This is a genomic window from Bradyrhizobium sp. USDA 4341 (assembly GCF_054063755.1).
This window is the reverse complement of the sequence record NZ_JBSSGO010000002.1, coordinates 3,267,342-3,293,896: the sequence shown is the minus strand read 5'-3', so window position 1 is coordinate 3,293,896 and position 26,555 is coordinate 3,267,342. Positions and strand designations below refer to the sequence as shown.

The following is a 26,555-nucleotide window of genomic DNA, read 5'->3' as shown; positions in this document are numbered from 1 at the left end:
CCACCCTGCGCAGTGCTTACGCCACCTTGGACTTGAGGTGGCCGAACATGATGTCGCGGGCCGCGTCGTCCATCTCCGCCTTGAAGGTGTGCTTGTCCTTCAGCGCGATCGCGCGCGCCGCCGCCGGCCGCGCCGAGATCTCGTCGACCAGCCGCTTCACGTTCGGATATTTGGCGTAGCCTTCCTCGCCGAGGATGAACGGCGCCATCCGCGCCCAGCCCCAGAACGCCATGTCGACGATCGTGTAGCTGTCGCCGACCATGTAGCGTGATTTCGCCAGGTGATCGTCGAGGATCTTGTAGTGGCGATGCGCCTCGTACTGGTAGCGGTTGTTGGCGTAGTCGAGGTCCTTCGGCGCGAAATGCTTGAAATGCACCGCCTGGCCGGAATACGGGCCGAGCCCGGTCGCGATGAACATCAGCCAGGACAGCGTCGCGGCGCGGTTGGCCGGCGTGTTGGCGGGCAGGAACTTGCCGTTCTCCTCGGCGAGGTAGAGCAGGATGGCGTTGGAGTCGAACACCAGCACCCCGTCATCGTCGATCGCCGGCACCTTGCCGTTCGGATTGACCTTGAGGAATTCCGGCGCGAACTGCTCGCCCTTGCGGGTGTCGACCGGGATCGCCTCGAACGGCAGGCCGGATTCTTCCAGGAACAGGGCAACCTTGTTCGGGTTCGGCGCACCGTTGAAATAGAATTTGATCATGAAGGGACTCCCTTGGTTCTTGTGACCGGCGAGATCGGGACGCGGCGGGGGGGGGGGGGGACGGCCGCTTGGCCCCTCATGCGCAAAATTCGCTGCAATGCGCAAGCGACGAGTTTGTGAATCAGGGTCGCGTGGCGCGCTGGTCAGCTGCCCCAGAAGAAGCCCAGGATACCCGCGACGATCAGCGCAATTCCCGCGACGTCCAGCACGGCGGCGGAGCGGGTCGCGGCATGCAGGTGGGACAGCTGCGTCGCGCGCTCGGAGCCGCGGGCATAGCCGTGCACGATGATCTCTTCATTGAACTCGCCATGCGCCTCGAGGGCGAGCGTCAGGCCGACGCAAACCAGCAGGATGCCGAAAATGATCAGGCCGAAGAATCCGAGCAGGCCGATCAGCAGCATCGGAAACATGCCGAGCAGGAAGACCGGCAACAGCGGCACCAGCAGCAAGGTCTCGGATTGTCTTCGCATCGGGCGACCAATCGAAACGGCAAGTGACGGAGCCGAATGTAGTCCCGTCATCGCGGCGCAACAAGGCGGCCGGCGTTCAAGACGGCGTCATCGACCTCGTCATTCCGGGGCGCCGCGGAGCGGCGAGCCCGGAATCCATTGCGCCACTTGCTCAGCGGCTCGATGGATTCCGGGCTCTCGCTTCGCGAGCCCTCAGATGCGCAATTGCGCATCGGGGAATGACGAGAGTAGATGACTGGAATTGCGGCGGCGCTCAGACCACCGCCATCTCGGAACGGATCTCGGCGCGCAGCTCGTCGATCAGCCGCAGGCCGGTCTTGGTCTCGACGTGCCAGAAGGTCCAGCCGTTGCAGGCGCCGGAGCCCTGCGCGACCGCGCCGATGCGGTGGATCGAGCCGACCTTGTCGCCGAGCATGATGGCGCCGTCGGCGCGCACCAGTGCGCCATGGCGCTTCTTGGCATCGACCAGCTTCGCGCCGGGGACGATCATGCCGCGCTCGATCAGTTCGGAGAATGCCACCCGCGGCGCCTCGCGTGCGGTCATGAACGGGGCCAAGGTCTCGGCCGGCAGCGGCTCGATCGCGGCGATGCGCGCTTCGGCGGCGGCGGCATAGGTCCGGTCGCGCTCGAAGCCGATATAGTTGCGGCCGAGCCTTTTGGCGACCGCGCCTGTCGTTCCGGTGCCGTTGAACGGATCAATCACGAGATCGCCGGGCTTCGACGACGACAGCAGCACGCGGGCGAGCAGCTGCTCGGGCTTCTGCGTCGGATGGACCTTCTTGCCGTCGTCGCCCTTGAGGCGTTCCTCGCCGGTGCACAGCGGGATCAGCCAGTCGGAGCGCGCCTGCACGTCCTCATTGGACGCCTTCAGCGCTTCGTAATTGAAGGTGTAGCCCTTGGCCTTCTCGTCGCGCGCGGCCCAGATCATGGTCTCGTGCGCGTTGGTGAAGCGCCGGCCGCGGAAATTCGGCATCGGATTGGACTTGCGCCACACGATGTCGTTCAGGAGCCAGAAGCCGAGGTCCTGCATGATCGCGCCGACGCGGAAGATATTGTGATAGGAGCCGATCACCCACAGCGTTGCCGACGGCTTCATCACGCGGCGGCAGGCGAGCAGCCAGGCGCGGGTGAAATCGTCATAGGCAGCGAACGACGAGAACTTGTCCCAGTCGTCGTTGACGGCATCGACATGCGATTCGTCGGGGCGCTTGAGATCGCCCTTGAGCTGCAGATTGTAGGGAGGATCCGCGAAGACCAGGTCGACCGAGCCGGCCTGAAGCTTCGACAACTCGGCCACGCAATCGCCAATGACGATGTGGCTCGACGGGGCACTCTCAAATTTAGTGCGGGGCGCCCTTGCAGACGCCCCGCGACGCGACACTACCATGACTCAAGAACTCTGACTCAGGCGACGCTGTCGGCGACGCGGGACTAAACAACCGACTGGCGTCACATTGACCCGGCAAAGTAAAAATCGACTTAATTGGAAATGTTCATGCAAAAGATTGCAGCATCTTTTGCGCGACATGGCGCAGTGTCGTTTGCGTTGTGCTGCAACATCAGCGCGTTCGGCGAAAAATTTTGCGGATCATCAAACCGGCACGATTCGGCCGGTAAATTGGCCGCTGCTCGCAGCGGTTCGCACTGCAAAGGATGCGCGTCTGCGGACTAGGCAATTTTTGCCGGGCAGGATATTGATTAACAGAATGGAAATTTTAGGTTGGTGTGTCCCGCATTGGGGCGCCGGCTGGAATGAAGGGAAACCGCCATGCGCTATGATGATTTCCGCCGCAGCGACGATGTCGAAGACCGTCGCGACGACAGCGGAGGCGGCGGTGGTGGTGGCGGCTTCGGGATTCCGATGGGCGGCGGTGGCGGGCTCGGTATCGGCACGGTCATCGTGCTCGGCCTGCTCGGCTATGCCTTCGGCATCGATCCGCGCATCCTGATCGGCGGCGCCGAGATTCTCACCGGCGGTGGCCAGGCGCCGAGCTATCAGACCGACCGGCAGTCGTCGGGCGGGCAGGCCAAGCGCGGCGCGCCGACCGACGAGATGGGCAGCATGATCGCCGGCATCCTCGGCGAGATCGACGATCGCTGGAGCGAGATCTTCCAGGCCTCGGGCCAGACCTACACCGGTCCGAAGATCGTGCTGTTCCGCAACGCCACCAATGGCGGCCGCTGCGGCATGGCGCAGTCGGCGATGGGGCCGTTCTACTGCCCGCCGGACAAGACCATCTTCCTCGACACCGGCTTCTTCCGCGAGGTCGAGACGCGCTTCCGCGGCTGCTCGGGCAACGCCTGCAAATTCACCGCGGCCTATATCATCGCGCATGAGGCCGGCCATCATATCCAGAACCTGCTTGGCATCATCCCGCGCGTGAACCGGTTGCAGCAGCAGGCCGGCAGCAAGGCCGAGGCCAACGCGTTGCAGGTCAAGGTCGAGTTGCAGGCCGATTGCCTCTCCGGCGTCTGGGTCAACCGCGAGGAGAAGAAGCGGCCGGGCTTCCTCGAGGCCGGCGACATCGACGCCGCGCTGACCACGGCGAATGCGATCGGCGACGACACGCTGCAACGGCAGGCGACGGGCAGGGTGGTGCCTGATTCCTTTACCCACGGCTCCGCCGCGCAGCGCAAGCAATGGTTCATGACCGGCTACCAGCAGGGCACCGTGCAGGCCTGCAACACGTTCGGTGGTGGTTAAAGGATCGGAAGCATTTGAGCGTCATGGCCGGGCTTGTCCCGGCCATCCACGTCTTTATCTTTGATAGACTGCAAAGACGTGGATGCCCGGGACGAGCCCGGGCATGACGAGAAGATGCAAATCATGTCCTCGATCGACGAATCCAAATCATTCATCCCGCTCAACATCGCGGTGCTGACGATTTCCGACACCCGCACGCTGGCGGATGACAAGTCGGGCAACACGCTGGCCGACCGTCTCACCGCGGCCGGCCACAAGCTCGCGGCGCGCGAGATCGTCACCGACGATGTCGAGGCGATCCGCGCGGTGATCCGGCGCTGGATCACAGACCCGGGCGTCGATGCCGTCATCACCACCGGCGGCACCGGCTTTACCGGCCGCGACGTGACGCCGGAGGCGGTCGAGCCGCTGTTCGAGAAGCGGATGGACGGCTTTTCGATCGCCTTCCACATGCTGAGCCATACCAAGATCGGGGCATCGACGATCCAGAGCCGCGCCACCGCCGGTGTTGCGGGCGCGACCTTCATCTTCTGCCTGCCCGGTTCGCCCGGCGCCTGCCGCGACGGCTGGGACGGCATTCTGGCCGCGCAGCTCGACTACCGTACCCGGCCCTGCAATTTCGTCGAGATCATGCCGCGGCTTGATGAACATTTGCGCCGCCCGAAGGCGAAAGGCGCGAGCGCGTAGCCATAACCGTCATTCCGGGGTGCGCGAAGCGCGAACCCGGAATCCATTGGGCCGCAGGTCATGTGGCCCAATGGATTCCGGGCTCATCGCTGCGCGATGCCCCGGAATGACGGTGAGGGGGTGACGCCTAAAGCTCCAGCTCCCAGGTCTCCCCGACCAGATCGACGCCAAAACTGTGGTGCTTCTCTTCCTTGACCCGCTGAAATCCGGCGCGCGCATAGATGCCGCGCGCGGCGACCAAAATGCTCTGGGTCCACAGCGTCATCTTCCTGTAGCCCATCTCGCGTGCGGAGCGGATGCATTGCTCGACCAGGGCGCGGCCGACGCCGAGCCCCCGGGCCTTCTCCTCCACCGCGAGCAGCCGCAGCTTGGCGATTCCGTCGCCGCCGTTGACCAGGAAGACCGAGCCGACCGGCTCGCCGTCGACCTCCGCGATCCAGCAATGCTCGCAGGCCGGATCGAACGATCGCAGAAACTGCGCGCAGATCTCGGCTACCAGTGCCTCGTAGCTGATGTCCCAGCCATACTCCTCCGCGTAGACGCGCCCCTGTTGCGAGATCACCCAGCCCATGTCGCCGACGCGATGGCTGCGCAGCAGGAAGCCGGCGGGCTTCTTGGCCGCAGGCTCCAGCGACTGCTCGATCGTGCCCATCGCGCGCACGACGGCGGCGCGGCGGTCGCCGTCCATCTGCTTCAGCAGCGCGCCGACCTCGCTGCGCGAGCGGCTGTCGAGGTCGGCGGCAGCAGCGCGGCCCTTGGCGGTGAGGGCCACCTCGTTGACGCGCTTGTCGGCCTTTGACGGCTTGCGGGTCACGATCTGGCGGCGCTGCAGTGCCTGTAGCGTCCGGCTGACGAAGCCGGCATCGAGGTCGAGATCGCGCACCAGGTCCGTCGCGGTGCAATCCGTGCGATGCGCGAGCTCGTAGATGATGCGTGCTTCCTGCAGCGTGAACGGGGAGTGCAACAGCTTCGGCTCGATGATGCCGAGCTTGCGGGTATAGAACCGGCTGAAGCCGCGGACCGCGGCGATCTGGCTCTCGAGGGCGGTGTCATGGGAGTTTGATTTCATCAAACATATTATTTGACGGAATCAAATAATCCGCAAGCGCTTTCTGGCGCGTTTGCTTCGCGCGAACCGGTGCCTGCTTCGCTTGAATATGCCTTACGCCACCATGATCCGGCTGCGCAGCATGGTGCGTGAGGAGCGGCCGAGCCGGCGCAGCAGCCGCGCCTCGGAGCGGCGGGCGTCGGGCCGGTAGCCGCCGATCCGCTCGTAATGCTCGCGTGCGATCAGGAGGCCCTGTTCGGCCGAGGGCCCGGCGATCATTCGCGCGACGAATTTGAGGCCGTCGCGCAGGCCGGGGTCGGTATAGGGCGCGCGGGCGTAGCGGAAGATGCCGGCGCGGTCCTTGCCGCTCGCCGCCACCATCTGGATGAACTGGGTGGTCTCCTCGATCCAGCCGGCATCGAGCACCGCGCCGGGATGCAGGAACATCAGCCAGGACGACCGCGCCTGCCGGGCGCCTGCGGCGAGCGCCGCGGCGCGGGTGCCCTCGAAACGCAGGAAGTGACAGCCGGCGATGTCGGCAACGCGCTCCATCACATCGCTGTTGGTGCGGTCGACCAGCAGCACCTCGCGGATGACGCCGGCGGCCGCGCCCGGCACCAGCGCGGCCAGCGTTGCGACCGCGGTGCGCTCGACTCCGTCGGTGGGGATGATCACGCTCAGCATGATTTTGAGGCTTCGGTGGCTCAAACGGTGGAGAAACTCCGGCCGTGTTATCACCTTGTCATATTCAAAGCAGCCTGTTCGCCTGCGGATTTTTACGCCATCACTTTGTGGATTTTCTCGGTTCGTGTTCTTGATTTGTTCTCGGGTTGTGCTAGCTTCAAAGCATGAGCCGAGCATCCTCTCATGCCCTCAAGCACCCGCCGGTAACGGCGCCCTCCGATAACCCGGCGGGTGCACCCACCCCTTTTCCCGAGCTTGCGGTCGCGATCGAGCGCGAGCGGCGGCGCGGCCGCGGCGCGCAGTCCAACGCCAGCGGCCGCTACGAGGCCGAGGCGCGGACAGCCTTCGACGACGGCTGGCAGAGCCTCGACGACCTGCCGCCGTTTTCGACCAGCGTGGCGCTCGACACCTCGCGCAAGGTGATCACCCGCAACGACTCGCCCGATATCGGTTTCGACCGCTCGATCAATCCTTATCGCGGCTGCGAGCATGGTTGCGTCTATTGCTTCGCGCGGCCGACCCACGCCTATCTCGGTCTGTCGCCGGGGCTCGACTTCGAATCGAAGCTGTTCGCCAAGCCGGATGCGCCCGCGCTGCTGGAAAAGGAGCTGGCGGCGCCCGACTACGAGGCGCGGATGATCGCGATCGGCACCAACACCGATCCGTATCAGCCGATCGAGCGCGAACGGAAGATCATGCGCGGTATTCTCGAGGTGCTGGAGCGCGCCGGTCACCCGGTCGGCATCGTCACCAAGTCGGCGCTGGTGACCCGCGACATCGACATCCTGGCGCGGATGGCCAAGCGCAATCTCGCCAAGGTCGCACTCTCGGTGACGACGCTCGACCCGAAGCTCGCCCGCACCATGGAACCGCGTGCCTCGACCCCGTCGAAGCGGCTCGAGGCGATTAAGCGGCTCGCGGATGCCGGCATCCCGACCACGGTGATGGTCGCGCCGGTGATCCCGGCGCTGAACGATTCCGAGATCGAGCGCATCCTCGATGCCGCCGTGCATGCCGGCGCGAGGGAGGCGAGCTATGTACTGCTGCGGCTGCCGCTCGAGGTGCGCGATCTGTTCCGCGAATGGCTGATGGCGAACTATCCCGACCGCTATCGGCATGTCTTCACGCTGATCCGCGACATGCGCGGCGGCCGCGATTACGACTCGCAATGGGGTACAAGGATGAAGGGCACCGGCCCGATGGCCTGGATGATCGGCCGCCGTTTCGAGATCGCCTGCGAAAAGCTCGGCCTCAACAAGCGGCGCACCAAGCTGACCACCGATCACTTCGCCAAGCCGAAGCGCAGCGGGCAGCAGCTCAGTTTGTTCTAGTTGGAGGCCCGTAGCCCGGATGCAGCCAACGGGTCGCGCGAACGCGCGCCCGATGACAGGCTCCGCGAAATCCGGGGCCTTGCATCGCGGCCAAAACTTTCCCGGATTACGCTTCGCTCCATCCGGGCTACGAAGAAGAAGTCAAAACAGTGAGTGCAACAATGAGTAACGCCCCGACCGCCCGCTTTACCGTCCTCACGCTCGGCGTCAGCGACATGCGCGCCAGCATCGCCTTTTACGAATCGCTCGGCTTCACCAGAAAGATGCGCGCGACCGGCGAGGAGGTTGCCTTCTTCGAGACCGGCGGCTCCGTGCTCGGGCTGTTCCCGTGGCATCTGCTCGCCGACGACGCCGGGTTGCCCGATCAGCCGCGCCCCGCCGCATTCCGCGGCGTTGCGATTGCTTGGAACTGCAACGACGATGCCGAGGTCGATCGTGTGATGGCATTTGCGCTGTCGAAAGGCGCCAAACTGCTCAAGCCCGCGCAACCGACCAGCTATGGCGGCTATTGCGGCTATTTCGGCGATCCCGACGGCCACGCCTGGGAAGTGGTGCGCGCGCCGGGCTTCGAGGTTCTCGACAGCGGGCGGGTGTCCATCCCGGATTAGAGCGAGCTGAATTGAATAACGGGGAAGGGCGTCGGGTTCCCGGTTGCGCCGAGGAGCCGGCTTGATCACCATCCCCGCATGATTCGGGATAACTCCAAAAACGCGTCAAAAGCCACGTCGAAAAAGGCGCCGGCCAAATCAGCCAGGCCGGACAAGCGCGTCGTCGCCGTGACGCGGCCGAGCTTCCGGCGCGAGCGCGCACTGATCAAGCGCGGCATCTGGCCGGTCGCCGGCTGCGACGAGGCCGGACGCGGCCCGTTGGCTGGTCCGGTGGTCGCCGCCGCCGTGGTACTGGATCCTGCTCGCGTTCCCAAGGGGCTCGACGATTCCAAGCGGCTGACCGCCGAGCGCCGCGAGGAACTGTTCGAGGAAATCTGCGCCACCGCAGCGTTCTCGGTCGCGGTGGCCTCGCCGGCGCGAATCGACCGCGACAACATCCTGCGGGCCTCGCTGTGGGCGCTGGCGCGCGCCGTCCATGCGCTGCCGGAAATGCCGAAACACGTCTTCGTCGATGGCCGCGACAAGCTCGCCACACCCTGTGACTGCGACGCCGTGATCGGCGGCGACGGCATCGTGGCCTCGATCGCTGCGGCCTCGATCATTGCCAAGGTGACGCGCGACCGCCTGATGTGCGCGCTGGCGCTGGATTGCCCCGGCTACGGTTTCGAGCAACACAAGGGCTATGGCGTCCCCGAGCACCTCGAGGCGCTGGATCGGCTCGGCCCCAGCACCCATCACCGCAGCTTCTTCGCGCCGGTCGTCGCCGCGCGGCTGAAGCATTTCCCGGTCGCGGCCGAGCCCGATCTGTTCACGGCGGACGCCGAAAGCGAAGCCGCAGCATCCGCGGCGGCATAGCGCGCACCGTCAACCCACCCAAGCTGTCATCGCCCGGCTCGACCGGGCGATCCAGTATTCCAGAGACAGTCGTGCTCAAGCCCAGCCGCCGCGGCGTACTGGATCACCCGCTTTCGCGGGTGATGACAGCTGAGACTGACTTTACCGTGCAGTCTGGCGCGACACCGTTGCCTCCACCGCCGCCGCCGTTTATCAAAACCCTCGGGATCAGATGGCGCCGCTCCGTGCGGGTGGCTGGGGCATTTCAGGCGTTTCATGCGGTTTACCTCCCTGGTTGTCGAACTGATCCGCGCCCGGCCGCGCCTCGTGGTGTGGGTCGTCGTGCTGGTGCAGGCCGCGATCTGGCTGTTGCTGCCGCTGATCTTCTACGGCAGCCCGCCCGGCAATCTCGCCACCGTCCTCGCCTTCGGCCGCGAGTATCAGGTCGGCACCGACATGGGGCCGCCGCTGGCGTTCTGGCTCGCGGACATCGCGTTCCGTGCCGCCGGCAATCACGTATTCGGCGTCTATCTGCTGGCGCAGGTCTGCGAGATCGCCACCTTCATCGCCTTCTACCAATTGGCGCGCGCCATCGTCGGCGGCCCGCAGGGCGGGCTGGCGGTGCTGCTGTCGATGACGGTCGTGGTGTTTTCCTCGCCAAGCGTCGAGTTCGGGCCGCTGATCCTGGCGCGTCCGCTGTGGGCGCTCCTGCTGCTGCATTCCTGGCAATTGATCGGGCAGGATCGGCGCGCCGCCTGGTTCGCCTGGTCGATCGATTGCGGCCTCTTGCTGCTGACGACGCCGGCGGCGCTCGGCATGATCCTGCTCGTGGTCGGCTTTGCGCTTGCAACCGAGCGCGGGCGCCGCACGCTGCGCGCGGTCGATCCGCTCTATGCGCTGCTGGTCATCATCGTGCTGGCGCTGCCCTATCTGATCTGGCTGGTCCGCGCCGACGCGCTGGCGCTGCCGGCATTGCCCGCGGCTGCCGATCTCAAGGCGCGCGCGCTGCGCTGGGGTGTCGTGCTCGGCGGGCTGATCGTGGCGACGGGTGCGATCGTGCTGCTGGCGATCCTCAATTCGCGCTGGTTCGCCCGCGACCGTGAGGATGCCCCGATCATCTACCGTCCGCCGGTCAGTCCGCTGGCGCAGCACTTCGTTTATTTCTTCGCGTTCGCGCCGGCGATCGTGAGCAGCTTCGTCTCCGGGCTGTTCGATCTGGATCGCGCCTTCGGCGGCGCCGGCGTGGCGCTCCTGATGTCGGGCCTCGCGGTCGTCGTCGCGATCGGCGATCTGATCCATCTCAGGCGGCAGCGGCTGTTGCGCTCGGTGTGGGCCTTCGCTGTCGCTGCGCCCGCCGCGGTCGCAGTGGCGGCGGCGCTGTTCCTGCCCTGGACCAGCACCACCGAGGTGCCAACCTCGCTGCCGGCAGCCGCGATGGGACGTTTCTTCGACGACAGCTATGAACGCCGCACCAACCAGCGCCTGCGCGCGGTCGCCGGCGACCCAGAGCTCGCCAGCCTGGTTGCGTTGAACGGGCGCCGTCCGCATCTTTTGCTCGACGCCGCGCCGCAACGGACGCCGTGGCTGTCGGTCGCAAAGTTCAACGAGACCGGCGGCGTCGTGGTCTGGCGCGCGCAGGACACCGCCGGCACGCCGCCGCCCGAACTCGCGCAACGCTTCCCCGGCCTGGTGCCGGAAGTGCCGCGCTCATTCGATCGGCTGGTCAACGGCCGGCAGCCGGTGCTGCGGATCGGCTGGGCGATCGTGCGGCCGAAGGGGTAGGGATCAGTAGATCTGTAGGATGGGTGGAGCGAAGCGAAACCCATCGATTGATGCTCGCTGCGCTAATGATGGGTTTCGCTGCGCTCTACCCATCCTACGAAGCAAGCACCTTCGCGATCGCGCGCAGATCCTGCCACGACAATCGCTTGTAGGACGGCGAGCGCAACAGATAGGCCGGATGGAAGGTGGCGACGGCGCGGATCGTGCGCGTGCCGGTGTCGTAGTCGATCCATTTGCCGCGCGTGCGCATGATGCCCTCGCGCGTGCCGAGCAGCGCCTGCGTCGAGGGATTGCCGAGCGTCACCAGCACGTCGGGATTCACCAATTCGATATGGCGCTGGATGAAGGGCAGGCACACCTGCGTCTCCTGCGGCGTCGGCGTGCGGTTGCCCGGCGGCCGCCACGGAATGACGTTGGCGATATAGGCTTTGCTGCGGTCGAGCCCGATTGCCGCGATCATGCGGTCGAGCAGCTTGCCGGAACGGCCGACGAACGGCAGCCCCTCGATGTCCTCGTCGCGGCCCGGCGCCTCGCCGACGAACATCACGCGCGCCTGTGGATTGCCATCGGCAAACACCAGCCGGGTCGCGGTGTGCTTCAGCGCGCAGCCGTCGAATGTCTCCATCAGCGTACGCAAGGCTTCAAGCGTCGGCGCGGTGCGTGCGGCCTCGCGCGCGGAGGCGATTGCGGCGTCCGGCGCGATGCTGATTTCGCTGCGCGGAACGGCGGGCATCGGCGGTGGCCGAAGCGGATTGAGTGCAACCGATGGACGCGGCGCGGCGGGGGCGGGAACTGGCTCGGGCTCTTCCAGCCGGTTGATCGGCTCGTCGCCAAGCGCGCAATCGACCCCGGCCTCGAGGTAAAAGGCCAGCAATTGCTGCAGTGTAGGGGTGGGCTCGGGCGTCAGGGCCATGATGGCTGCAATCTAGAGCATGGAGGAGAAAAGTGGAGGCTCGATTTCGGAAAAGATTATTCTCTGCGGTATCCGGGCCGTGCAAAGCCATGGAAGCGCAATTCCATGGTTGTCCTTCCGCCAAAAATCGGAAACAACGACTTTTGAAAAGCTTAGAAGCGTTCTCAATGGGCTGAGATCAAGATCATGAGTGCTGAAGACCTTCCCCCGCGCGAGTCTATGGAATTCGATGTCGTCATCGTCGGCGCCGGCCCGTCGGGCCTGTCGGCCGCGATCCGGCTGAAGCAGCTCAATCCCGAGCTCTCGATCGTCGTGGTGGAGAAGGGCTCCGAGGTCGGCGCGCACATCCTGTCGGGTGCGGTGATCGATCCGGTGTCGCTCGACAAACTGATCCCGGACTGGCGCGAGGACGCCGACTGTCCGTTGAAGACCCAGGTCAAGGAAGACCGCTTCTACTGGACGACGTCGCAAGGCTGGTTCCGCATTCCGAACTTCATCATGCCGCCGTTGATGCACAATCATCACAACTATATCGGCTCGCTCGGCAATGTCTGCCGCTGGCTGGCGCCGAAGGCGGAAGCGCTCGGCGTCGAGATCTATCCGGGCTTTGCCGCCACTGAGGTGCTCTATGACGACAAGGGCGCGGTGCGCGGCATCGCGACCGGCGACATGGGCATCGCCAAGGACGGCAGCCACAAGGATTCCTACACCCGCGGCATGGAGCTGCTCGGCAAGTACACGTTGTTCGCCGAAGGCGCGCGCGGTTCGCTGTCCAAGCAGCTGATCGCGAAGTTCAAGCTCGACGCCAACTCCGAGCCGCCGAAATTCGGCATCGGGCTGAAGGAGGTCTGGCAGATCGATCCGGCCAAGCACCGCAAGGGACGGGTTCAGCATACGCTGGGATGGCCGCTGAACGACAAGACCGGCGGCGGCTCGTTCCTCTATCATTACGACGACAACCGCGTCGCGGTCGGCTTCGTCGTGCATCTGAACTACAACGACCCGTATCTGTCGCCGTTCGACGAATTCCAGCGGATGAAGACGCATCCCGATATCCGCGAGCTGTTCGAGGGCGGCAAGCGGCTTGCCTATGGTGCGCGCGCCATCACCGAGGGCGGCTACCAGTCGGTGCCGCGGCTCTCCTTCCCGGGCGGCGCGCTGATCGGCTGCGCAGCCGGCTTCGTCAACGTCCCGCGCATCAAGGGCGTCCACAATGCGATGGGCTCCGGCATGCTCGCCGCCGAGCACGTCGCGGCCGCGCTCGGCGCCGGACGCGCCAATGACGAGCTCGTCGAGTACGAGAATGCCTGGCGCTCGTCCGCGATCGGCAAGGACCTGTTCAAGGTCCGTAATGCCAAGCCGTTGCTGTCGAAGTTCGGCAACCTGCTCGGAATGGCGCTCTCCGGCTTCGACATGTGGTGCAACACGCTCGGTTTCTCGCTGTTCGGCACCCAGTCGCACGCCAAGCCCGACCGCAAGACGCTCGATCCGTCGAAGCAGCACCAGCCGATCGCCTATCCGAAACCGGACGGCAAGATCTCCTTCGACAAGCTGTCGTCGGTGTTCCTGTCCAACACCAACCATGAGGAGGACCAGCCGGTCCATCTCAAGGTCGCCGACATGAACCTGCAGAAGACGTCGGAGCATGACGTGTTCGCCGGTCCCTCCAACCGCTATTGCCCGGCCGGTGTCTATGAGTGGGTCGAGGAATCGGCAGGTCCGCGCTTCCAGATCAACGCCCAGAACTGCGTCCACTGCAAAACCTGCGACGTGAAGGATCCCAACGGCAACATCACCTGGGTTCCTCCGGAGGGCGGCGGCGGTCCGAACTACGAGGCGATGTGAGGCCAAGGGCGAGGCTGACGCGGCCGACCACATTTGCGTGAGGTAGATTGCGTCTGCGCCGCAACCTGCGCTTTGCCTCTCCCCTTGTGGGAGAGGCCGGATTGCATCGACAGATGCAATCCGGGTGAGGGGTACCGGTCCATCGCGGGACTTCGACCGACGGATAGACCTGAACCCCTCACCCGGAATTCAAGCTTCCGCTTGAATTCCGACCTCTCCCACAAGGGGAGAGGTGGAACTGGCCGCGTGGCGAGCCCCCGAGGCGCTTTTTGCTTCCGCACGCGAATATGCCGGGGCCGGTCACGATACCGCCATAGTGGGAGGGTCTTGCGGTGGGGCTGGCTGGATCGGCGGCCTAACGGCCTAATCTGCCAATTGATTCGGCATGGGTTACCTTTGGGCGATCCTTGCGGATAAACGCCAAAAGCGGCATTGTCGCTCGCCGTGATGCCGCCGCTTGGGTTCGCATTTTGAGACTGATCGCAAGACCTTGTCGCGAAGATCTTGGCCGTAAATCCTTCGTGGCCTTAAACCCCTGGAGCAAGGCGAACGTGATGCTGTCCACCCGTTTCAACCGCCTGACGATTGCCGTTCTTGCTGCCGCGGCGCTTGCCGTGCCTGCGCAGCTTGCGGCGCAGACGCCCGACCATCCGACCGACAATGCCGCGCAATTCCCGAGCAAGACCGACCTGAAGTCGCTGACCACCGCCGGCAGCTATCTGGCCGCCCGCCACGCCAGTGTCGAGCGCGATGCGGCCTCGGCTGCGGCGTTCTACCGCTCGGCGCTGCGCACCGATCCGAAGAATTCCGAGCTGCTCGACCGCGCCTTCATCTCCTCGCTCGCCGATGGCGACATCGAGGAGGCGGTGAAGCTCGCCGACCGCATCCTGACCCAGGACAAGGCCAATCGCGTCGCCCGCCTCGTCGTCGGCGTGCGCGACCTCAAGCTGAAGAAATACGCCGCCGCGCAGTCCAACATCAGCCAGTCGGTCCGCGGCCCGATCACCGATCTGGTGGCCACGCTGCTGTCGGCCTGGGCGGCCTATGGCGCCGGCGACAGCAAGGGCGCAGTGGCCTCGATCGACAAGCTGACCGGCCCCGAATGGTATCCGATCTTCAAGGATCTGCACGCCGGCATGATCTACGAGCTGTCCGGCAAGGAGAAGGATGCCGGCGCCCGCTTCGAGAAGGTCTACAAGCTCGACGATTCGATGCTGCGCACGGTCGATGAATATGCGCGCTGGACCTCGCGCAACAAGGATGCCGCCGCCGCGACCGCGATGTACGAGGCGTTCGACAAGAAGCTGCCGCGTCATCCGCTGGTGCTGGAGGGCATCAAGGAAACCAAGGCCGGCAAGAAGCTGCCGCCGCTGATCGATTCCCCGCAGGCCGGCGCCGCCGAGGCGCTGTACGGCATCGGTGCGACGCTGACCCGCCGCGGCGGCGAGGACCTCGCGCTGGTCTATCTGCAGCTTGCGCTCTATCTGCAGCCGAACCATCCGCTGGCGCTGCTGTCGCTCGCCGATCTCTATGAATCGGTGAAGAAGCCGCAGATGGCGATCAAGGTCTATGAGCGGATGCCGGCGTCCTCGCCGCTGAAGCGCAACGCGCAGATCCAGCTCGCGACCAATCTCGACGCCGCCGACCGCAGCGACGAGGCGATCAAGATCCTCAAGGAAGTCACCACGGATCAGCCGAAGGACATCGAGGCGATCCTGGCGCTCGGCAACATCGAGCGCGGCCGCAAGAAGTTCGCCGACTGCGCCACCACCTATTCGCAGGCGATCGACGCGCTGCCGGCCGCCGGCGGCGACAAGAACGCCTGGGTCACCTATTACTACCGCGGCATCTGCGAGGAGCGCTCCAAGCAGTGGAACAAGGCCGAGGCCGACATGCGCAAGGCGCTCGAGCTGCAGCCCGAGCAGCCGCATGTGCTGAACTATCTCGGCTATTCCTGGATCGACCAGGGCATCAACCTCGACGAAGGTATGAAGATGATCAAGCGTGCCGTCGATCAGCGTCCTGACGACGGCTACATCGTCGATTCCCTCGGCTGGGCCTATTACCGGATCGGCAATTACGACGAGGCGGTGAAGAACCTCGAGCGCGCGATCGATCTGAAGCCGGAAGATCCGACCATCAACGACCATCTCGGCGACGCCTACTGGCGCGTCGGCCGCACGCTGGAAGCCAAGTTCCAGTGGGCGCATGCGCGCGACCTCAAGCCCGAACCGGAAGAGCTGCCGAAGATCCAGGCCAAGATCGACAACGGCCTGCCGGACGACACCTCGAACGCCGCCTCCGCCGACAAGAAGAAGGACGACGACGGCAAGGGCGGTTGATCGGCCGTCCACGCACTGCATTCTCCGGAAAATACCGTGATGCCCGGGCCTCGTCCCGGGCATTTGCGTCTATCCTCCGTCGTTCCGGGGCGCCCGAAGGGCGAACCTCAGGTGCGCAATTGCGCACCGGGGAAGCTCGAGATTCCGGGTTCGACGCTGCGCATCGCCCCGGAATGACGGAGCAAGAAACGTCGATGCCCGGGTCAAGCCCGGGCATGACGAGCGGAGGCGGAATTTCCGTGCAAACAAAGGGATAGGATCGTGAGGCGATTTACGCTAATCGCAGCACAATGTTTGTTTTTAGGGGTTTATCGCCGTGCCGGCGCTGATTGAAGAAGGGCGTGCCAAGGTCAACCTGACGCTGAGGGTTGTCGGGCGGCGCGTCGATGGGTTTCACGACCTGGAGAGCGTCGTCGCGTTTGCCGATTGCGCCGATCGTCTCACGCTCGAGCCGGGGCCCGAGCTGTCGCTGTCGATGCTGGGGCCGCTGGCCGATGCCTGCGGCGATACCTCGGACAATCTGGTGCTCAAGGCCGCGCGGCTGCTCGGCGAGCGCGTCGCGGACCTCGAGGTCGGCCACTTCACGCTGGAGAAGGTGCTGCCCGTTGCGGCCGGCATCGGCGGCGGCTCGGCGGATGCCGCGGCCGCGCTACGGCTTTTGGCGCGGCTCAACGAGCTCTCGCTCGACGACAGCAGGATCATGGAGGTCGCGCTGCAGACCGGCGCCGACGTGCCGGTGTGCGTCGCCTCGCGCGCCTGCGACATGACGGGCGTCGGCGAGGGCCTGCTGCCGCTCGACCTGCCGACACTGCCCTGCGTGCTGGTCAATCCGCGCGTGCCGGTTGCGACCAGGGATGTCTTCAATGCGCTCGGCCTGCGTCATGGCGAGCTTTTGATCGGCGCCACCGATGTCGTGATGCAGGGGCCGTCCTGGCCGGACGCCGGCCGCGTGGTCGACGACTGGATCGCGGCGCTTTCGCGCGGCACCAACGATCTCGAAGCCCCTGCCGTGCGCATCGAGCCGGTCATCAGCGACGTCTTGTCCGCGCTGCGTGAGACCAGGGGCGCTCGCCTGGTGCGCATGTCGGGCTCCGGCGCGACCTGCTTTGCCTTGTTCGGAACCGACACCGACGCCCAGGCCGCCGGCGAAAAGCTCCGCGCCGCGCACCCCGGCTGGTGGGTGCATGCGGGCGCGCTGAGCTGAATTTCTCTCCGTCGTCATTCCCCGGTGCGCAATTGCGCACCGGGGAATGACGCACGGGGGTGCGACAAACGGCCCCGACGGGTAACGCAGATTGTAGGATGAGCGAAGCGAAACCCATCGCCTTATGCCCGTGGCGCCAATGATGGGTTTCGCTGCGCTCTACCCATGCTACGGAGCTGCGCGCCGTCAGCGCTCACTAATTTGTTCCGATTTTCAGAATTTAGCTTGACGCCTGACCCAACTCGGATGTTCAATACATGCGTCTCACCCGATCGAGGGGCGCTTCGCGGTCGTCACGAACGTGGGTCGAGATGCGGTGGACGCCGAGCGTGCGGCTGACGAAGGCACGCGAAGCGGACGGTGAAGTCGTGTTGTCCTGACGCCCTCGCGGCCGGTGTTTCCTCGCAAGATGCAAAAGCGTGTTGCGGAGACGGTGACAAGCAAGCCCAGTCTCGCCGGGGAGAGCACGAAGTAAGCCGTAACCCATCGCGCAGGGAAGCCGGAATGCTCCGGTTACACCTGTGGTCCTACCCCCGAGCTTTCTACCTTTTGCACGGGGCCCATGGGTGCAATCGGCACCCGGCTTTCCCTACGAGAGCGAGGGCGGAACGAAGAGCAAAGCTCGGGCGGATCACGTCGCGAGAACGCGGATGTATGACTCAAAAGTCGAGCCACACATTCAGTGTCGTCCCGGGCTTGACCCGGGACCCATAACCACAAATGGAAGTTGTTGCGCGACGCTGGGGCCACAGCCCTCTCCAACAACACAACCCTGTGGTTATGGGTCCCGGCCTTCGCCGGGACGACGATTGTGGATGTGGGTCGGTGCCAAACAATTGGTGTCGTCCTGGCGAAAGCCAGGACCCATTACCCCAAATGAGAATTGTTGTGCGATGCTGACGCAACGATCCCATTCATTACCAAGCGCGGTGGTTATGGCTCCTGGCTTTCGCCAGGACGAGGTTGTGGGCGTAGCCATGGTGCTGCCCACCACCTCAACGCCGGGCAGCGTTGCGCCCCGGATTGCTTGGCAAGCCAAACCCCGTTTGCCATAACAGGATGAAACAACAACGTTGTGCGTGCGGGGCCGTTCGGAATCCGCCTGCAGCCAATGAGCCGGGAGGATGCCATGCCCAATATCCGCGTACTCGCCACCGATCTCGAGTTTCCCGAAGGTCCCGTCGTGATGCCCGACGGTTCGGTCGTGCTGGTCGAAATCCGCGGCCAGCGGCTGACCCGCATCTATCCCGACGGACGCAAGGAGATCGTCGCCAAGGTGCCGGGCGGCCCGAACGGCGCGGCGCTCGGCCCGGACGGCAAGATGTACGTCTGCAACAATGGCGGCTTCTCCTGGATCCCGACCCGCAACATGATCATGCCGGGGCCGCAGCCGGAGGATTATCTCGGCGGCTCGATCCAGCGCGTCGATCTGCAATCCGGCAAGGTCGAGACCGTGGTGACGACGTGCGGCGAGCATGAGTTGCGCGGGCCGAACGATCTGGTGTTCGACAGACAGGGCGGCCTGTGGTTCTCCGATCTCGGCAAGCGCCGCGCCCGCGAGATGGATGTCGGCGCATTCTATTATCTGAAGCCCGGCATGAACGAGATCGTCGAGGCCGTGCACGGCATCCTGCCCGCCAACGGCATTGGTCTCTCGCCGGACGAGAAGACCGTCTACATCGCGGAGACGCCGACGGCGCGGCTGTGGGCCTATGAAGTGGCCGAGCCCGGCACCATCAAGCCGCGCGACGTGATCTATCGCGGCGAGCGCGGCAAGCCGATCGCGGGCCTCGGCGGCTACCAGATGTTCGATTCGCTCGCCGTCGAAGCATCGGGCAATGTCTGCGTCGCGACGCTGATCTCGGGCTGCATCTCGGTGATCGCGCCTGACGGCACGGTGGTCGAGCAGGTGCCGACCGGCGACCGCGTTACCACCAACATCGCCTTCGGCGGACCCGATCTGAAGACTGCCTACATCACGCTGTCCGGCAAGGGCGAACTGATCGCGATGGACTGGTCGCGGCCGGGCTTGCCGCTGAATTTTCTGAACAAGTGACGTAAGAACGTCATTGCGAGCGAAGCGAAGCAATCCATGCCGCCACGAACACGGAGGGGGTGGATTGCTTCGTCGCTTCGCTCCTCGCAATGACGGAAAGGAATCAAAATGCCCTGGCTTGAACCGGTCACCCTTCGCGGCGCGCATGCGCGGCTCGAACCGCTGTCCCATGATCATCGCGACGGTCTCGTCGACGCAGTGAAGGACGGCGGTCTCTCTCAACTCTGGTACACCTCGATCCCGCAGCCGGAGAACATGGCCAAGGAGATCGACCGAAGGCTCGGCCTGCAGGCGGCCGGATCAATGCTGCCGTTCACCGTGTTCGATGCCGACGGCCGGATCTCGGGCATGACGACCTACATGAACGTCGACACGCCGAACCGCCGCGTCGAGATCGGCTCGACCTGGTACGCCAAGCGTGTGCAGCGCAGCGCGGTCAATACGCAGTGCAAACTGCTGCTGCTCCAGCACGCCTTCGAGAGGCTCGATTGCATCGCGGTCGAGTTCCGCACGCACTTCTTCAATCACCAGAGCCGGCGCGGCATCGAGCGTTTGGGTGCCAAGCAGGACGGCATCCTGCGCAGCCATCAGATCGCGCCCAACGGCACGTTGCGCGACACCGTGGTTTACAGCATCATCGCCAGCGAATGGCCGACGGTGAAGGCGCATCTCAACTATCAACTCAACGAAAAGCCGCGCTGACACGTTGGTCGGCGCCAGAAACGAGACGATGGAAACGTTCGATTATGTGATCATCGGCGCAGGCTCCGCCGGGAGCGTGCTGACCAACCGGTTGAGTGAAGACGCTGCTGTCAAGGTTTGCGTGCTGGAGGCGGGGCCGAGCGACTGGCATCCCTACATCCATCTGCCGGCCGGCTTCATCAAGACCTTCCACATGAAGAGCGTGAACTGGGCCTATCAGCAGGAGGTGGGTCCCTACACCGGCGGGCGCAGCATCTATGCGCCGCGCGGCAAGACGCTCGGCGGCTCGTCCTCGATCAACGGCCACATCTACAACCGCGGCCAGCGCCAGGATTTCGACACCTGGGCGCAGCTCGGCAATCGCGGCTGGGGTTATCCCGACGTGCTGCCGTACTTCCGGCGCATGGAGAGAAGGATCGGCGAGGGCGACGACACCTATCGCGGCCGCGACGGCAATCTCACCGTCACCACGATGGACTGGCAGGATCCGCTCTGCGAGGCCTTCATGGCGGGCGCGGTCAGCCTCGGCATTCCGCGCAACCCCGACTACAACGGCCAGATCCAGGAGGGCGTCTCCTACTGCCAGCGCACCATCCTGAACGGCCGCCGGGTCAGCGCTGCGACCGCATTCCTGCATCCGGCGCGGAAGCGGCCGAATGTCGACGTGCGCACGCATGCCCATGTCACCGGCATCATCTTCGAGGGCAAGCGCGCGGTCGGCGTGCGCTACAACCGGGGCGGCAAGCACGGCGATCCGCTCGAGATCCGCGCCACCAAGGAGGTCATCCTCTCCGGCGGCGCCTATAACTCGCCGCAACTGTTGCAACTCTCCGGCGTCGGTTCGCCCGACCTGCTGAAGTCGCACGGCATCGAGGTGCGCCACGCGCTGCCGGGTGTCGGCGAAGGCCTGCAGGATCACTACGCGCCGCGCTCGGTGGCGCGGGTCAAGAACATCCGGACCATCAACGAGCTGCGCCGCGGCTTCAGCCTGTGGGGCGAGGCGATCAAATGGGCGACGACCCGGCGCGGGCTGCTGTCGCTGTCGCCGACCATGGTCTACTGCTTCTGGCATTCCGGCGAGACCACCGAGAGCTCCGATTTGCAGCTCACCTTCACACCGGCGAGCTACAAGGAAGGCGTGCAGGGCCAGCTCGAGGACGAGCCCGGCATGACGGTGGCCTCATGGCAGCAGCGGCCGGAGAGCCGCGGCTATGTCCGCATCCGCTCCGCCGATCCGTTCGCGCCGCCGATCATCCAGACCAACTATCTTGCCGAGGAGATCGACCGCCGCGTCGTCGTCGCCGGCATGAAGCTGGCGCGCCGGCTGCTCGCCTCCGAGCCGCTCAAGCCGTATTTCGCCTATGAGGACTTTCCCGGTCCGAAGGTCACGAGCGACGACGAGCTGCTCGCGGCCGCGACCCAGCGCGGCACCACCACCTTTCATCCCGGCTGCACCTGTCGGATGGGCCCGGCCGACGCGCCCTGGGCCGTGGTGGATGACCAGCTTCGGGTCCATGGCATGGAGGGCCTGCGCGTGATCGACGCCTCGATCATGCCGCGGATGATCTCGGCCAATCTCAACGCCTCGACCTTGATGATCGCCGACAAGGCCTCCGACATGATCCGCGGCAAGACGCCAGAGGTGGCCGCGAAACTGCCGGAGTATGCGTGAGGGAAAGCTGTGCGCGCCGATGCTTCTTGATCAGCGCGCTGTGTCTAGCACCGTCATGCTGAGGAGGCCGCGAAGCGGCCGTCTCGAAGCACGACGGCCCGACTGGGGCCGTGCATCCTTCGAGACGCGCTACGCGCTCCTCAGGATGACGGGACTGCTATCAGGAGCTCAGCCGTAGACGAACGCCTTGTCATCGAGGTCGATCGCCGGGAATTCATCCTTCTCGGCCCAGTAGTCCTGGTTGTGCTGCCACTCCGGCTTGTCGCCGCGCTTCGGCAGCAGGTGCATGCCGCGCATCATGTAGCCGGGGTTGAAGTTCTCCGGATCGATCCACGGCAGCAGCGGCATGTTGTGGTCTTCGGGGCGCAGCGCCGGCGTCACCTTGCTCACGCCCGTCGCCTTCATGTGCTTGAGCATGCGGCAGACGAAGTCGCCGACCAGATCGACGCGCAAGGTCCAGCTGGCGCGGAAATAGCCGAACACCCAGACGAGGTTCGGCACGCCGGTGAACATCATGCCGCGATAGGTCACGGTGTCCTTGAAGTCGAGCGGCTTGCCGTCGATTGCGAAGTCGATGCCGCCATTGGCGGAGAGGTGGAAGCCGGTCGCGGTGATGATGATGTCGGCCTCGATCTCCCTGCCGGACTTGAGCAGGATGCCCTTCTCGGTGAAGCGCTCGATCTCATCGGTGACGACGGAAGCCTTGCCGCCCTTGATGGCGTGGAACAGGTCGGCATCCGGAATGAAGGCGATGCGCTGCCGCCACGGCCGGTAGCGCGGCGTGAAGTGGGTGGCGATGTCGTAGTCCTTGCCGAGGACGGCCTCGACCGCCGCCAAAAGGTCCTTCTTGGCGCCCTCCGGCTCGGCGAAGGTCCGCCTGGTGAACGCGTCCTGTTCGAACAGGATCTTGCGGCGGGTGATCTCGTGGATCCAGGCCTCGTCGACCTGCAGCCGGCGCAGCTCCTCGGCGATCTCGATCGCGTTGCGGCCGGTGCGGAAATAGGTCGGCGAACGCTGCAGCATGGTGACATGGCCGGCATCCTTGGCCATCGCCGGGATCAGGGTCGCAGCGGTGGCGCCGGAACCGATCACGACCACGCGCTTGCCCTTGTAGTCGAGGTCGTCGGGCCAGGTCTGCGGATGCACGACCGTGCCCTTGAACTTCGCCATGTCGGTCCATTCGGGCGTATAGCCCGCGTCGTGGCGGTAGTAGCCCTGGCACATCCAGAAGAAGTTCGTCGTGAAGCGCAGCTGCTCGCCGGTGTCGATGCGAACAGCATCGATGGTCCAGAGGTTGGTCTCGTTCGACCACTTCGCCGCGGTGATGGTGTGCCGATAGCGGATGTGGCGGGCGAGGTCGTTCTCCTCGATCACCTCGCCCATGTATTTCAGGATCTCGGCTGCGCTGGCGATCGGGGCGCTGGTCCACGGCTTGAAGCGGTAGCCGAACGTATGCAGGTCGCTGTCGGAGCGGATGCCCGGATAGCGGTGGGTGGACCAGGTGCCGCCAAAGGTCTTCTGCGTCTCCAGCACCACGAAGCTGGTGCCCGGGCATTGCGTGGTGAGGTGGTAAGCGGCGCCGACGCCGGAGATGCCGGCGCCCGCGATCAGGACGTCGAAGTGCTCGGTCGTGACGGGCTCGGCGGCGCGGATTTGGGTCTGGACGTTCATCTTCCCTGGTCTTCTTTTTGGTTGGAGCCGGTGAGCAAAACGCCGGAGCGAATGCCCCGGCGCTTGCGTGAACTAGACTTCGCGGCGGCTGAGGAACGCCAGCCGCTCGAACAGGTGCACGTCCTGCTCGTTCTTGAGCAGCGCGCCATGCAGCGGCGGGATCAGCTTGCGCGGATCGCGCTCCCTGAGCATCTCGGGCGTGATGTCCTCGTTCAGCAGCAGCTTGAGCCAGTCGAGCAGCTCCGAGGTCGAGGGCTTCTTCTTCAGGCCCGGTACTTCGCGAACCTCGAAGAAGATCCGCAGCGCCTCTTCCACCAGCCGCTTCTTGATGCCGGGGAAGTGCACGTCGACGATCTTGTTCATGGTGTCGGCGTCGGGGAACTTGATGTAGTGGAAGAAGCAGCGGCGCAGGAACGCGTCCGGCAGTTCCTTCTCGTTGTTCGACGTGATCATCACGATCGGGCGCAGCTTCGCCTTGATGGTCTCGCCGGTCTCGTAGACGTGGAACTCCATGCGGTCGAGTTCGAGCAGCAGGTCGTTGGGGAATTCGATGTCGGCCTTGTCGATCTCGTCGATCAGGAGCACCGGGCGCTTCTCATGGGTGAAGGCCTCCCACAGCTTGCCGCGCTTGATGTAGTTCTTGATGTCGGACACGCGCGCGTCGCCGAGCTGGCTGTCGCGCAGGCGCGACACCGCGTCGTATTCGTAAAGGCCCTGCTGCGCCTTGGTGGTCGATTTGATGTGCCAGGTTAAAAGCGGCGCGTCGATCGCCTTGGCGACTTCCTCGGCCAGCACGGTCTTGCCGGTGCCGGGCTCGCCCTTCACCAGCAGCGGGCGCTCGAGCACGATGGCGGCATTGACGGCGACCTTGAGGTCATCGGTGGCGACGTAGTCCTTGGTACCCGTGAATTTCATCGATCTGTTTGCCTTGTTTCGTTCGTTGGCCACAGGGTCTCACCTTGGGCCTCAACATGAAACGACCGCTCTCGCAGCGGCCGTTGGAGATGCAAATTTTTCGATCACGCTCGTCTGATCATCGATACGATCACCAGCACGATGCAAGCGCCGATCGTCGCGTTGAGGATGTCGCGGATCGCGCTGCCGCCGAGGCCGACGCCGAGGCGCGGCAGCAGCCAGCTTGCCACCAGCGCGCCGATGATGCCGACAACCATGTTGCCGATCAGCCCGAAGCCCGCGCCGCGCACGATCAGCCCCGCGAGCCAGCCGGCAATCGCACCGATCACCAGTGCCGCAATGATGCCCATTCAAACGTCCTGCCCAATGTCTTGTCAGGCGCAATTGTAATTGAAAAAGCCGGGCGGTCTAGGGCGGATTCCGCAGCGCAGCGGTACCCTGAACGGCGCGGCACGCATGGAATGTCGACCGTCATGTTTCCGCCGCGCGGAATGACCGCCGCATGGATACGGGGCGGGGCGTCGTTGGGTGGACCCCCGCAAGACATGGCGCCAGGGGCCAAATCAAGGCGGATCGCCGGTCTCGGCATGGCTCGGCCCCTTGACGCCACCGGTCCAGCGGGCGATCTAGGTGAGTATGTTCCTGCAGTTCTTCACATCGCTGCGCGACGCCCAGGTCCCCGTGACGCTACGGGAATATCTGACCTTGATGGAAGCGCTTGACGCCGATCTCGCCGAACAGACCGTCGAGAACTTCTACTATTTGTCGCGCACCGCCCTGGTGAAGGACGAGCGCAATCTCGACAAGTTCGACCGCGTGTTCGGCACCGTGTTCAAGGGGCTCGAGAGCCTGCTCGACGCCATGGGCAAGGCGGAGATCCCCGAGGAGTGGCTGAAGAAGCTCGCTGAGAAGTATCTCACGGAGGAAGAGAAGAAGCAGATCGAGGCGATGGGCTGGGACAAGCTCATGGAGACCTTGAAGAAGCGCCTCGAAGAGCAGAAGGGCCGTCACCAGGGCGGCAGCAAGTGGATCGGCACCGCCGGCACCTCGCCGTTCGGCGCCCACGGCTATAATCCCGAGGGCGTGCGGATCGGGCAGGAGAAGAACCGCAACAACCGCGCCGTGAAGGTGTGGGACAAGCGCGAGTTCAAGGATCTCGACGGCAATGTCGAGCTCGGCATCCGCAACATCAAGGTCGCGCTGCGGCGGCTGCGCAAGTTCGCGCGCACCGGCGCGCCGGACGAGCTCGATCTCGACACCACGATCAAGGAGACCGCCAACCACGGCTATCTCGACGTGCACATGCGTCCCGAGCGGCGCAACGCGGTCAAGGTGCTGGTGTTCTTCGATATCGGCGGTTCGATGGATTCGCATATCGAGCAGGTCGAGGAATTGTTCTCGGCCGCCAAGAGCGAATTCAAGCACATGGAATATTTCTACTTCCACAACTGCCTCTATGAAGGCGTCTGGAAGCAGAACAAGCGGCGCTTCACCGATCGCACGCCGACCTGGGACGTGCTGCACAAGTACCCGCACGACTACAAGGTGGTGTTCGTCGGCGACGCCTCGATGTCGCCTTACGAGATCATGGTGCCCGGCGGCTCGGTCGAGCATGTCAACGAGGAGGCCGGCTCGGTCTGGCTCGACCGCATCACCCGCACCTATCCGCACGCGGTGTGGCTCAATCCGGTGGCGCAGAAGCACTGGGACTATTCGGAATCGACCACCATCATCCGCCGCCTGTTCTCCGAGCGCATGTATCCGATCACGATCGAAGGTCTGGAGAACGCGATGCGGGAGCTGGTGCGGTAAACGCGCAAGGCGTCGCGCGCCGACGGGCGTGCCAACAACATCCAGGGAGAGCCCCATGCCCCAGAACATCCACCGCGGCATCAAGGTGATGATCGACGAGGCCAATGCCGAGATCGAGACCATCAGCGCGGCCGATGCGATCACGCTGATCGGCAAGAACGACGTCGTGATCGTCGACATCCGCGATCCCCGCGAGATCGAGCGCGATGGCAAGATCCCCGGCGCATTCTCCTGCACCCGCGGCATGCTCGAATTCTGGATCGATCCGAACAGCCCGTATGCCAAGCCGATCTTCCAGGAAGACAAGAAGTTCATCTTCCACTGCGCCGGTGGCCTGCGCTCGGCACTCGCCGCCAAGACCGCGAAGGACATGGGCCTGAAGCCGGTCGCCCATATGGGCGGCGGCTTCGCCGCCTGGCGCGAGGCCGGCGGTCCGATCGAGGCGTGGGAGCCGAAGAAGAAGGGCTAAGCGGCGCTGGTTCCTTATCCGCCGTCATTCCGGGGCGCGCGCAGCGCGAACTATGGTGCGCAATTGCGCACCTGAGAATCTTGCAAGACAACCTCTGGATTCC

General features: G+C 64.8%; 23 protein-coding genes. 14 read left to right on the top strand and 9 right to left on the bottom strand.

The features are described 5' to 3' along the window. Positions 1-16 precede the first annotated feature (16 nt). The 3 genes from ACVIGB_RS21630 to ACVIGB_RS21620 form a co-directional block, all read right to left on the bottom strand. On the bottom strand, positions 17-703 hold the full coding sequence (locus ACVIGB_RS21630) for a glutathione S-transferase family protein (RefSeq protein ID WP_456721118.1): 687 nt from the start codon (positions 701-703) through the stop codon (positions 17-19). Between the two features lie 143 nt (positions 704-846). Continuing rightward, positions 847-1,173, bottom strand: a complete 327-nt coding sequence (locus ACVIGB_RS21625) for a hypothetical protein (RefSeq protein WP_456721119.1) — start codon at positions 1,171-1,173, stop codon at positions 847-849. 253 nt (positions 1,174-1,426) lie between these two features. Further along, positions 1,427-2,560 carry a site-specific DNA-methyltransferase gene (locus ACVIGB_RS21620; protein WP_092124569.1) on the bottom strand — a complete coding sequence of 378 codons (1,134 nt, stop codon included), beginning with the start codon at positions 2,558-2,560 and terminating at the stop codon, positions 1,427-1,429. A 381-nt stretch (positions 2,561-2,941) separates the two neighbouring features. On the opposite strand from ACVIGB_RS21620, the gene ypfJ reads away from it, so the two are divergent. Then, positions 2,942-3,877, top strand: coding sequence for a KPN_02809 family neutral zinc metallopeptidase (gene ypfJ / locus ACVIGB_RS21615; RefSeq protein ID WP_092124570.1), 936 nt, complete (start codon positions 2,942-2,944; stop codon positions 3,875-3,877). Between the two features lie 123 nt (positions 3,878-4,000). Continuing rightward, positions 4,001-4,564, top strand: a complete 564-nt coding sequence (gene moaB, locus ACVIGB_RS21610) for a molybdenum cofactor biosynthesis protein B (protein ID WP_456721120.1) — start codon at positions 4,001-4,003, stop codon at positions 4,562-4,564. A 127-nt stretch (positions 4,565-4,691) separates the two neighbouring features. Here the strand turns inward: moaB and ACVIGB_RS21605 are convergent, their stop codons facing one another. Beyond that, entirely contained in the window at positions 4,692-5,633 is a 942-nt protein-coding gene (locus ACVIGB_RS21605) for a bifunctional helix-turn-helix transcriptional regulator/GNAT family N-acetyltransferase (RefSeq protein WP_456721121.1), read from the bottom strand. A gap of 93 nt (positions 5,634-5,726) precedes the next feature. After that, positions 5,727-6,296, bottom strand: a complete 570-nt coding sequence (locus ACVIGB_RS21600) for a glycosyltransferase family protein (RefSeq protein ID WP_092124572.1) — start codon at positions 6,294-6,296, stop codon at positions 5,727-5,729. Positions 6,297-6,460: 164 nt separating this feature from the next. Here ACVIGB_RS21600 and ACVIGB_RS21595 point away from each other — a divergent pair, with 164 nt between their 5' ends. The 4 genes from ACVIGB_RS21595 (at position 6,461) to ACVIGB_RS21580 (ending at position 10,851) form a co-directional block, all read left to right on the top strand. Next, a complete protein-coding gene (locus ACVIGB_RS21595; protein WP_456721122.1) occupies positions 6,461-7,627 on the top strand; it encodes a PA0069 family radical SAM protein in 1,167 nt (388 codons plus the stop codon). Between the two features lie 161 nt (positions 7,628-7,788). Continuing rightward, positions 7,789-8,235, top strand: a complete 447-nt coding sequence (locus ACVIGB_RS21590) for a VOC family protein (protein ID WP_456721123.1) — start codon at positions 7,789-7,791, stop codon at positions 8,233-8,235. Between the two features lie 78 nt (positions 8,236-8,313). After that, entirely contained in the window at positions 8,314-9,090 is a 777-nt protein-coding gene (locus ACVIGB_RS21585) for a ribonuclease HII (protein WP_456749208.1), read from the top strand. A 255-nt stretch (positions 9,091-9,345) separates the two neighbouring features. Next, complete coding sequence (locus ACVIGB_RS21580) at positions 9,346-10,851, top strand: glycosyltransferase family 39 protein (RefSeq protein WP_456721124.1); 1,506 nt, start codon at positions 9,346-9,348, stop codon at positions 10,849-10,851. A gap of 94 nt (positions 10,852-10,945) precedes the next feature. Here ACVIGB_RS21580 and ACVIGB_RS21575 read toward each other — a convergent pair whose 3' ends face one another. After that, entirely contained in the window at positions 10,946-11,758 is an 813-nt protein-coding gene (locus ACVIGB_RS21575) for a uracil-DNA glycosylase (protein ID WP_092126889.1), read from the bottom strand. Between the two features lie 192 nt (positions 11,759-11,950). Here ACVIGB_RS21575 and ACVIGB_RS21570 point away from each other — a divergent pair, with 192 nt between their 5' ends. The 6 genes from ACVIGB_RS21570 to ACVIGB_RS21545 all read left to right on the top strand — a co-directional run bounded on the left by ACVIGB_RS21570 (position 11,951) and on the right by ACVIGB_RS21545 (position 21,585). Beyond that, entirely contained in the window at positions 11,951-13,609 is a 1,659-nt protein-coding gene (locus ACVIGB_RS21570; protein WP_092124577.1) for an electron transfer flavoprotein-ubiquinone oxidoreductase, read from the top strand. 554 nt (positions 13,610-14,163) lie between these two features. Beyond that, positions 14,164-15,951: a tetratricopeptide repeat protein gene (locus ACVIGB_RS21565; protein ID WP_456721125.1), complete on the top strand. Its 1,788-nt coding sequence runs from the start codon at positions 14,164-14,166 to the stop codon at positions 15,949-15,951. 316 nt (positions 15,952-16,267) lie between these two features. Then, a complete protein-coding gene (locus ACVIGB_RS21560) occupies positions 16,268-17,155 on the top strand; it encodes a 4-(cytidine 5'-diphospho)-2-C-methyl-D-erythritol kinase (protein WP_456721126.1) in 888 nt (295 codons plus the stop codon). A 1,129-nt stretch (positions 17,156-18,284) separates the two neighbouring features. Next, positions 18,285-19,211 (top strand): SMP-30/gluconolactonase/LRE family protein, encoded by a 927-nt coding sequence (locus ACVIGB_RS21555; protein ID WP_456721127.1) that lies wholly within the window; start codon positions 18,285-18,287, stop codon positions 19,209-19,211. Positions 19,212-19,319: 108 nt separating this feature from the next. Then, positions 19,320-19,913, top strand: coding sequence for a GNAT family N-acetyltransferase (locus ACVIGB_RS21550; RefSeq protein WP_456721128.1), 594 nt, complete (start codon positions 19,320-19,322; stop codon positions 19,911-19,913). Between the two features lie 28 nt (positions 19,914-19,941). Continuing rightward, a complete protein-coding gene (locus ACVIGB_RS21545) occupies positions 19,942-21,585 on the top strand; it encodes a GMC family oxidoreductase (RefSeq protein ID WP_456721129.1) in 1,644 nt (547 codons plus the stop codon). Positions 21,586-21,753: 168 nt separating this feature from the next. On the opposite strand, the gene ACVIGB_RS21540 is transcribed toward ACVIGB_RS21545, so the two are convergent. The 3 genes from ACVIGB_RS21540 to ACVIGB_RS21530 all read right to left on the bottom strand — a co-directional run bounded on the left by ACVIGB_RS21540 (position 21,754) and on the right by ACVIGB_RS21530 (position 24,521). Beyond that, positions 21,754-23,256 (bottom strand): flavin-containing monooxygenase, encoded by a 1,503-nt coding sequence (locus tag ACVIGB_RS21540; protein ID WP_456721130.1) that lies wholly within the window; start codon positions 23,254-23,256, stop codon positions 21,754-21,756. Positions 23,257-23,328: 72 nt separating this feature from the next. Then, positions 23,329-24,171 carry an AAA family ATPase gene (locus ACVIGB_RS21535; RefSeq protein WP_092124583.1) on the bottom strand — a complete coding sequence of 281 codons (843 nt, stop codon included), beginning with the start codon at positions 24,169-24,171 and terminating at the stop codon, positions 23,329-23,331. A gap of 104 nt (positions 24,172-24,275) precedes the next feature. Then, positions 24,276-24,521: a GlsB/YeaQ/YmgE family stress response membrane protein gene (locus ACVIGB_RS21530; RefSeq protein WP_092124584.1), complete on the bottom strand. Its 246-nt coding sequence runs from the start codon at positions 24,519-24,521 to the stop codon at positions 24,276-24,278. A 286-nt stretch (positions 24,522-24,807) separates the two neighbouring features. Between ACVIGB_RS21530 and ACVIGB_RS21525 the strand changes: the two genes are divergently transcribed. Both ACVIGB_RS21525 and ACVIGB_RS21520 read left to right on the top strand, forming a co-directional pair. Then, the gene (locus ACVIGB_RS21525) at positions 24,808-25,983 is read left to right on the top strand and encodes a vWA domain-containing protein (protein WP_456725108.1); all 1,176 of its coding nucleotides are present in this window, start codon (positions 24,808-24,810) and stop codon (positions 25,981-25,983) included. 55 nt (positions 25,984-26,038) lie between these two features. Beyond that, positions 26,039-26,452, top strand: a complete 414-nt coding sequence (locus tag ACVIGB_RS21520) for a rhodanese-like domain-containing protein (RefSeq protein WP_016847778.1) — start codon at positions 26,039-26,041, stop codon at positions 26,450-26,452. The last annotated feature ends 103 nt before the right edge of the window (positions 26,453-26,555 follow it).